The following is a 9,816-nucleotide window of genomic DNA, read 5'->3' as shown; positions in this document are numbered from 1 at the left end:
GACGACGACCTGGAGAGGGTGCCGTGGGGCGTGGTCGGCGAGCTGTATATCGGCGGCGTGGGCGTAGCCCGCGGATATATGAACGACGAGGCGAAGACGGCGGCGTTCCTGCCTGATCCGTTCCTCCCGGGAGGGGGACGGATGTACAAGACCGGGGACCTTGGGAGATTGCTGCCGGATGGGAACATGGAATTCCTGGGCCGCAAGGACCATCAGGTGAAGATCCGCGGCTACCGGGTGGAGCTGGGCGAGATCGACAGCCGACTGGCTCGGCACGCGGGGATCCGCGAAGCGGTGGTGATGGACCGGCTGGACGGACGGGAGCAGCGGTATCTGTGCGCCTATATCGTGCCGTCGGGCGAGCTGACGGTGGCCGCTGTCCGGGAATACCTCGCGGCGGAGCTGCCGGCCTATATGGTGCCGGGAGCCTATGTGTTGCTGGAGGAGCTGCCGCTGAACGCGAACGGCAAGGTAGACCGGAAGGCGCTGCCGGATCCGGGGGAGCTCCAGGATAGCGGATCAGGCTACACTGCGCCGCGAACCCCGGTAGAGCTGAAGATCGCAGAGATCTGGCAGGAGGTGCTCGGCTTGAAACGGGTCGGCGTCCATGAGGATTTCTTTGAGAACGGCGGAGACTCGCTGGGGGCTGCTTCGATGGCAGGAAGGATTCAAAAGGAGATGGGGGTTGCCCTTCCTCTGCGTGAAATTTTCCGGCTGCCGACCCTGGAAAAACTAGCCGTTCTTGTTGAAAGCTCGCAACAGGCCGAGTACGCGGGCATCCCCGTTCTGCCGAACCGGGAATATTATAGGGTGTCCGCTCCGCAGGAATGGATTTATACCGTGAGCACGATGTCGGGCGAAGGGGATGTCTACAATATGCCGCACGTTCTGGAGGTCACGGGACCGATCGAGGTGGACCGGATACGCTCCACTTTCCTGAAGCTGATGGAGCGTCACGAAACGCTGAGGACCGGGTTTGACATCCATGAGGAAGAAGTGGTGCAGCGTATTTATACGGAGGTGCCTTTCGAAATCGAGAGGATTCCGTGGAAGCAGGATGCTCCTGAAATGCAGGAGGTGATCTCCCGGTTTATCCGTCCGTTTGATCTCTCGAAGCCGCCGCTGCTTCGTGTAGGATTGGCCGCTCAGCAGACCGGGAAGCACCTCATGATCGTGGACATGCACCATATCATTTCGGATGGCGTTTCCATGCAGATCGTCATGCGGGACTTCCTGCGGCTGTACGCGGGGGAAGAGCTTGCGCCGCTGCCGGTCCAGTATAAAGACTATGCGGCCTGGCAGCGTGAGAGAATGCAAAGCGAGCAGTACCTGAAGCAAGAGGCTTACTGGCTGAAGTCATTGTCCGGTGAGCTCCGGGGAATGGAGCTTCCGATTGCTTACCCCCGGCCTGCACTGCGAAGCTACGAGGGGGGACGGCACTCTTTCGAGGTGGATTCCGCGGTAACGGAAGGGCTGCGGCAGCTGGCCGCAAGCGAGGGAAGCACCCTGTTCATGACGCTCATGGCAGCCTATACGGTTCTGCTCTCCCACTACAGCGGCTATGAAGATATTGTTCTGGGGACCCATGTGGCCGGAAGAATATCAGGGGAGCTGGAGCCGATGATCGGAATGTTCGTCAACACGCTGGCCCTGCGGAACCATCCGCGCAAGGAGCTTACCTTCCGGGAATATGTCCATGAAGTAAGGGAGAATACGCTTGAGGCGTTCGAGAATCAGGAATATCCGTTCGCCGAATTGGTGGAAAAGCTGGGTATCCGCCGCGATCCGGGCCGCAATCCTTTGTTTGATTTCGTATTTGCTTTCGCCGAGAGTGCATCCGGTAATGCAGAGATTGACGGCATCTCGGTGCGGCCTTATGCCATGGAGCACCATACAGCCAAATTCGATCTGTCTTTAACGATGGAGCTTGAAGATAGCGAGTTCAAGGGATCGTTTGAATACAGCACCGCCTTGTTCTCTATGAAATCGATCGAAGCCTTGACAAGAGATTATCTTGAGCTGTTGGCGGTCATCGCGTTCCATCCGGACCGGCGCTTGGCAGACCTCCGTGTTACCGGTTTTCAGAAAAAGACAGTTCCACAGCTGGAATCCATCGAACTCATCTTTTAATCTTCACCCGCGGCTTCGTTTCCCACTGCCTGAAGTCCGGCAGCATTCCTACTCTAATCCTATGATGTGATAGAAAGGACGTACCGATGTTTATGAGCCTGTTTGGTAAAGAAGCTGCCTATTGGAACCAAAAGCTAGATGGCGGGGATCGTATCGTGTGTCTTCCCTATAACCGGACTTCCGGAAATCAGGACAGCCTGTTTCAAACCGTCAACCTGACCCTGGAGGCCACGCTCTCCAAGCGGATGATGCAAATCGCCGGCGGTTCTCCGTTAGCCTTGTACATGATTCTGCTGTGCGGAGTGGAAGGGCTGCTGCACCACTACACGAATGAATCCAATATGCTGCTTGGCGTTCCGGTCTTCCGTCAGCCGGACGATTCGGCGGAGAACCTCAATTCTCTGGTCATTGTAAAAAACACGGTCACGGATCAAAGCACACTAAAGACCTTGTTCTCCGGTATCAAGGCAGCCGTAAGCGAAGCTATGGAGCATCAGAGTATTCCCTTCTGGAACTATACTGAGCGGATCACCACGCAATCCGCTTCGGATGGCAAACCCTTAATCCACACGATCGTGGGGTTCAGGCCCCTTCATACGATGGAATTTAGGGAACAGGCCGCATTCGATCTGTTGTTCTTCTTTGATCAGGCGGATCAGGATGTTGTGCTGGACCTCACCTACAATGAGCGGCGGTACAGCCGGGAAGCTATGCTCCGGTTGGCCGCGCATCTGCAGGAGCTGCTCTCCGCGCTGGCAAGTGCGCCTGATCTCATTCTCGGGGATACGGTTCTCGTAACGGAGGAAGAGAAAGCCGCAATCCTGTTCGCCTTCAACGATACGGCTGCGAGCTATCCGAAGGAGAAGACGATCCACGGGCTGTTCGAGGAGCAGGTGAAGCGGACGCCGGATAGCGTGGCCGTCCTGTGCGGGGACGAGCGGCTGACCTACACGGAGCTGAACGAGAGGGCGAACCGTCTGGCGAGAAGGCTGCGGGCGGAAGGTGTTCGAGCGGGCGGGCTTGTAGGGATCATGACCGAGCGTTCGCTGGAGATGGTCATCGGGGTATATGCCATCCTGAAGGCCGGAGGCGCTTATGTGCCGATAGACCCGGACCATCCGGAAGACCGGATAAGGTACGTAGCGGAGGATTCGGGTATTCAGCTGCTGCTGACAACGGCCCGGTTCAGAGACCGGGTGAACTTCGAAGGCCGGTACTTGCTAATCGATGACGCTTCGTGCAGCAGCGGGGACGGCGGCAATCTGGAGGCATCCTCCGGGCCAAGGGATCTCGTGTATGTGATGTATACCTCGGGCTCCACCGGGAACCCGAAGGGGGTTATGATCGAGCATCATTCCGTGGTCAACCGGATTCTCTGGGGACAGAGCCGGTTTCCGTTAGGAAGCGGCGATGTCAGTCTGCTCAAAACCGCGTTCACCTTCGATGTATCGGTACCGGAGCTGTTCTGGTGGGGGATGGCCGGTTCCACGGTAAGCCTGCTGCCCCCTGGGGGAGAGAAGGATCCGGGGCAGCTGGTGGAGGCGATCGCAAGCTCCGGGATCACTACCGTTCATTTTGTCCCATCGATGCTTCAGCTGTTTCTTGAATATGTGGAGCTTTTGCCCCCAGAGGAAGTGTCTGTGAAATTAAGCAGTCTGCGGTACGTGTTCGCCAGCGGGGAAGCTCTAACTCCGCATCAGGTGTCCCGCTTCCAGTGTTTGATCGGATCGGTCAACGGAGCGAGGATGATCAACCTCTACGGTCCGACGGAAGCGACGGTTGAGGTGACCTGCTTTCCTTGCGAACAAGACAGGCCGTATCCGCTAATTCCCATCGGCAAACCGATATCCAATACAGAGCTGTATATTGTGAAGGAAGGCACAGCCAAGCTGCAGCCTATAGGCGTAGCGGGCGAGCTGTGTATAGCAGGAGTCTGCCTGGCACGCGGATACTGGAACAGGCCGGAACTGACGGCGGAGAAGTTCGTGGACAACCCTTTCCATGAGGGGGAGCGGATGTACCGGACGGGGGATCTGGCGAGATGGCTGCCGGACGGCAGTATCGAATATATGGGGCGGATCGATCATCAGGTGAAGATCAGGGGATACCGGATCGAACTGGGGGAGATCGAAGCGCAGCTTCTGCGGCTGGAGGGGGTGCGGGAAGCCGTTGTCGTAGCCGGAGAGGACGATACGGGGGATAAGCACTTGTGTGCCTATGTGGTCATGAAGACGACGTATGCCGCTCAGGATTGGAAAGAAGAGCTTTCCCGGAAGCTGCCTTCCTACATGGTGCCTGCTTACATGGTGCAGTTGGAGAAGCTGCCGCTGACCTCGAGCGGAAAGCTGGACCGCCGGGCGCTGCCGAAGCCGGAGAAGGTGATGCAGAGCAGCACCGAGTATGCTGCCCCCCGGAATCCGACCGAAGAAAGGCTTGCCGCGATCTGGAGGGAGGTCTTGAAGCTCCCGGATATTGGCGTGAAGCACAATTTTTTTGAATTGGGCGGGCATTCTCTATGGGCGGCTCGATTGGCAGGGAAAATATACAAAGAAATGAACGTTGAACTGCCGCTGCGGGAAATATTCCGATCACCGACCATTGAAAGCATGGCTCAAGCTATAGACGGGATGAAGCGTACCGATTATGTCGGCATTCCGCGTGCGGAGGAGAGAGAGAGCTATCCCGTCTCCTCTGCGCAGAAGAGGATCTATCTCCTAAGCCAACTGGATGGCGGCGAGCTGAGCTACAACATGCCGGGGGTTCTGGAGATCCACGGTCCTTTAGACCGGACACGGGCCTATGAAGCCTTCCGGACCTTGATCGGCCGCCATGAATCGCTTCGGACCCGCTTTGAAATGAAAGACGGCGAGATCGTCCAGCGGATTCATGAGGAGGTGCCGTTTGAGCTCGAAACGACCCTACGGGACGGGCGGGAGGTTGCCGAATTGATTCGCGGGTTCATTCGCACTTTCGACCTGGATCAGGCGCCGCTGCTGCGGGCGGGTCTTGTCGAACTGGGGCCGGAGCATCATTTGCTGCTGTTCGATATGCATCATATGATCTCGGACGGGGTGTCCATGAACCATTTGACACACGAGTTCGCGCGGCTGTATGAAGGAGAGACGCTGGCTCCCCTGCCTCTCCAGTATAAGGACTATGCCGTATGGCAGCAGGAGAAGACGGACAGCGGGAGGATTCGGGAACAGCAGGCGTACTGGCTGGGTGTATTCAGCGGCGAGCTTCCGGTCCTTGAACTGCCGGCCGACTATAGCAGACCGCTGGTACGGAGCTATCAAGGGGCCTCCCTGAGCTTTACGCTTGACAAGGCACGAAGCGAAGCGTTGACACAGCTTGCCCGACAGACAGGGACAACCCTGCATATGGTACTGCTCGCAGCCTATACGGCATGGCTTGGCAAATACAGCGGAAGCCCAGATGTGATCGTCGGTACCCCGGTGGCCGGAAGGCTGCAGGCGGAACTGGAGCCCCTCATCGGCATGTTTGTGGGCACGCTGGCGCTGCGGCAGCATCCGTCCGGAGACAAAACGTTCGAGTCGTACCTGCAGGAGGTCAAGGAGGGGCTGCTGGGAGCATACGAACATCAGGAGTTCCCATTTGAAGAACTGGTGGAAAAGCTGGACCTCCCGCGGGATCTGAGCCGTAATCCGCTGTTTGACACGATGTTCGTGCTGCACAACACGGGCCCATCCCCGATGACGATCGACGGACTGCGGATATCCCCTTATTCACAGGATTTTGCGGCAGCGAAATTCGATCTCACGATGAACGCGGAAGAGACGGAGGACGGGCTGCGGTTCTGGATCGAGTACGCCTCCGCGCTGTTCAAACGGGAAACGGTAGAGCGTATGGCGGGTCATTGGATGAGGCTGATCGACATGCTCCTGGAGGATCCGGGCAGACCGCTGTCCTCTCTTGAGCTGATGACTTCAGGGGAGCGCCGGCAAATTCTTGAGGAGTTCAACGACACGGAGGCGGATTACCCCAAGGAGAAGACGATCCACGGCTTGTTCGAAGAACAGGCGGCACGCACGCCGGATCACGTGGCGGTAGTCTTTGAAGGCCGGGCATTGACTTATGCGCAGCTGAACGCCAAAGCCAATCAGGTTGCCCATACTTTGCGGGCATATGGTGTCAAGCCGGATGCCGTTGTCGGAATCAGGACGGACCGTTCCTTAGAGATGCTGATCGGCATCTTCGGCATATTGAAGGCGGGGGGCGCCTACCTGCCGATAGATCCGGCGTATCCGGCGGAGCGGATTCGCTACATGTTGGAGGACAGCAGGGCGGGGGTACTGCTGACCCAAGGGGAGGATGAAGTCACAGCTGCCCGGTTCTCCGGCACCGTGCTGGACCTTCGGGATGAAGAGATCAATAACCGGCCTGCGGACAATCCTGTTCCCGTAAGCGGACCTGCGGATCTCGCCTACGTTATGTATACGTCCGGCTCCACGGGAAGACCGAAGGGTGTCATGATTGAGCATCATTCGGTGATCAACCGGATTCACTGGATGCAGAAACGCTACAGACTGGGCGAAGAGGACGTTATCCTCCAGAAAACGCCGTTCTCCTTCGACGTATCGGTATGGGAACTATTTTGGTGGTCGTGGTATGGTGCGGGCGTGTGCCTCCTGACGCCTGGAGGGGAGAAGGACCCCAGCCTCATCCGGGAGGCGATCTCGAAATATGGCGTGACGACGATGCACTTCGTGCCTTCCATGCTCGGGGCGTTCCTGGAAGATCTGGAAGCGGCGGAAGGGGCATTGGGACAAATCTCTAATCTTAAGCAAGTGTTTGCCAGCGGTGAAGCACTGCCAAGTCCTATGGTGGAACGGTTCTTCGCTTTGTTCGGACCGGATCGGGTGAAGCTGGTGAATCTGTACGGACCGACGGAGGCGACCGTGGATGTCAGTTCATTCGAATGTGCACCGGGGCTGGGACGCATCCCGATCGGAGCACCGATCGACAACACCCGGCTGTACGTGGTGGATGGGAAGCTGAACCTGCTTCCGATCGGCACACCGGGCGAGCTGTGTATAGCAGGGGCTGGTCTGGCCCGGGGATATGTAGGACGGCCGGAGCTGACGGCGGAGAAGTTTGTGGACAATCCCTTCATACCGGGCGAGCGGATGTACCGCACCGGCGATGTGGCCCGTTGGCTGCCGAACGGCGATGTGGAGTATCTCGGCCGGATGGATCACCAGGTGAAGATTCGGGGCTACAGAATTGAATTGGGAGAAATTGAAAGAGCGCTCATGAATCATCCGGATGTGGTTGAGGCCGTTGTAGCGGACCGGATGGACCGGTCCGGAGCCAAATCCCTTTGCGCTTATTTCGTATCCAGGAGGGAACTATCTGCTGCGGAGTACAGAGAGCATCTGGTGAATAGCCTGCCCATATATATGGTGCCCTCATCTTTTGTAGAGCTGGACCGGATGCCGCTGACGCCAAACGGCAAACTGGACCGGAGGGCGCTGCCGGAGCCGGACAAGGAGAGGGAAGGCGAGGGAACCTTCACAGCTCCTGCCGGGGGAATGGAAGCTCAGCTTGCACATCTTTGGAGTGGGATCCTCGGTAAAGAAAAGGTGGGCGCCACAGATGATTTCTTCCTCTCCGGCGGAGATTCCATTACCCTGCTCCGGCTTGCCAGCCGAATTCAACTGGAGCTGGAGATCCCCGTCCAACTGAAAGACCTGTATACGTACCGCACGATCCGCGAGTATGCCCGTTATTTGGATGGTGCAGGAACGAAACGCCAATCCGAAGAGCTGGAGAGCGGCCTGAGCCTGATCGAAGCGTTCCAGGAGACTCTGCGCGGCACGCCGGCATTCCAGACTTATGCTTCGCAGGAGTTGGAAGACTTTTACCCGCTGAGCAAGATCCAGCAGAGCATGGTGTACTACTCGCTGCTGAAGCCCGATCAGCCGATCTATCATGATCAATTCTTCTTTTCCGTCCGGATGAGTCCTATGGACAACGATATCTTCATCCAAACGGTGCGCAGGCTGCTGGACCGGCATGCCGTGCTTAGGACGGTTTTCGATACGGTGAACTTTAACGAGCCGATCCAGCTGGTTTATAAGCGGTTCGAGCCGGATGTGGTCTTGGAGGACATCCGGCATCTTTCGGCCGATGCCCAGAAGGCCCATATCGAAGCATGCAGGGGGGCGGATCTGCGCGATAAATATTTAAAAGACCGCGGCTTATTATGGCGGCTCCGGCTGTTTCGGTTAGGCGATGAGGAGACCATCATTCTCTTATCGTTCCATCATGCGGCTCTCGACGGATGGAGTGTAGCGGTGTTCCAGCAGGAATTTATGGAATTGTACGCGGAGCTTGCGGCCGGAGGGGAAGCCTCGCCGGCCTCATCTTCAGAGCGGGCTCCGCTCCGCAGCTCGTACAAAGAATACGTGGCGCTGAATGCGTTCAGGCAGGCCGACGGGAAGACGGGAGACTGGTGGCGGGAATTCCTCGGGGGCTATACACGAGGCAAGCTGCCATTTAATATCGCTCGCAAACCCATGACAGGCACCGCATCCAGCGCCATCATCAAGAGACCTTTGGCTCCGCAGCTGGTGAGCAGGCTGGAGGCGGTGGCAGGAACGTACGGAAGCACCGTGAGAGATCTTTGCCTAAGCGCCCATCTGTACCTGCTTCGCATTATAACTGCAGAAAAGGACATCGTAACGGGAGTCGTTTCGCACGATCGTCCTGCTGTAGAGGACGGGGACCGCATTCTTGGCTGCTTCCTGAACACGCTGCCGATGCGGCTGCATGTCGGCAAGCATGAAGACAAGAAGGGGCTGGTGAGGAGAGTCGCGGATACGGTCTACCGGATGAAGTCCGGGGAAGCGTTCCTGAGCGATATCGCCAGAATGATCGGCGAACGTTCCGATCCGTCACTCAATCCGATATTCGATACGTTATTCAATTATACCGACTTTCATATCCTGGATTATGGTAAAGGGGGGCGCGGTATCCGTCCGGAACAATCGGGTGGATTGGAGCTGCAGAGCGCCGAAATGACCAACACGCTGCTGGATGTCGAGGTGCACCGGGCGGGGGGCCGGATGAGTGTCCAAATCAAGTATGCCCCGAGCTACTTCTATGACCGGGATATGGAGACGGTATTCACGCTCTATGTGCGGATTTTGGAGGAACTGTGCGACGAGGCGAACCCGATTCTGGGCAGCGAGGCATTGATCCTGACGGAGGAGGGGGACCGGCTGCTCCGCGAATGGAATGCTCCGGCGTACGAGCTTGCGGCTGCCTACACGGAGGGCAAGACGCTACACGGGCTGTTCGAGGAACAGGCGGCAAGAACGCCGGACCATGCGGCGGTCCGGCATGGAGGCCGGACGCTGACCTATGCGCGGCTGGAGGCGGAGTCAAACCGGCTGGCGCGGCATTTGGTGCGGCACGGTGTGCGCAGCGGGGATCATGTGGCCCTGGTGGCCGGTCGCGGAACCGGCATGATCACCGGGATGCTCGCCATCCTCAAGGCGGGGGCGGCTTACGTGCCGGTCGATCCGGATTACCCGCCGAGCCGCAAGGCGTATATTTTGCATAACGCGGAAGCCGCGGCGGTACTGGCCGACCGCGCTTACCCGGATCTTGGGCATGAACGGGTCATCCTCATGCAGGATGAGAGGATCGCCGGGGAAAGTT

General features: G+C 57.9%; 2 protein-coding genes. Both read left to right on the top strand.

What is annotated here, in order from left to right; all coding sequences use genetic code 11:
* A partial coding sequence (locus AC0LWT_RS38800) for a condensation domain-containing protein (RefSeq protein ID WP_474687309.1) occupies positions 1-2,130 on the top strand: 2,130 nt, incomplete at its 5' end.
* A gap of 92 nt (positions 2,131-2,222) precedes the next feature.
* Positions 2,223-9,816, top strand: a 7,594-nt coding sequence (locus AC0LWT_RS38795; protein ID WP_474687307.1) for an amino acid adenylation domain-containing protein, incomplete at its 3' end; no start/stop codon positions are given.

Source organism: Paenibacillus sp. sgz302164 (assembly GCF_056120505.1).
This window is presented reverse-complemented; position numbering and strand designations above follow the sequence as displayed.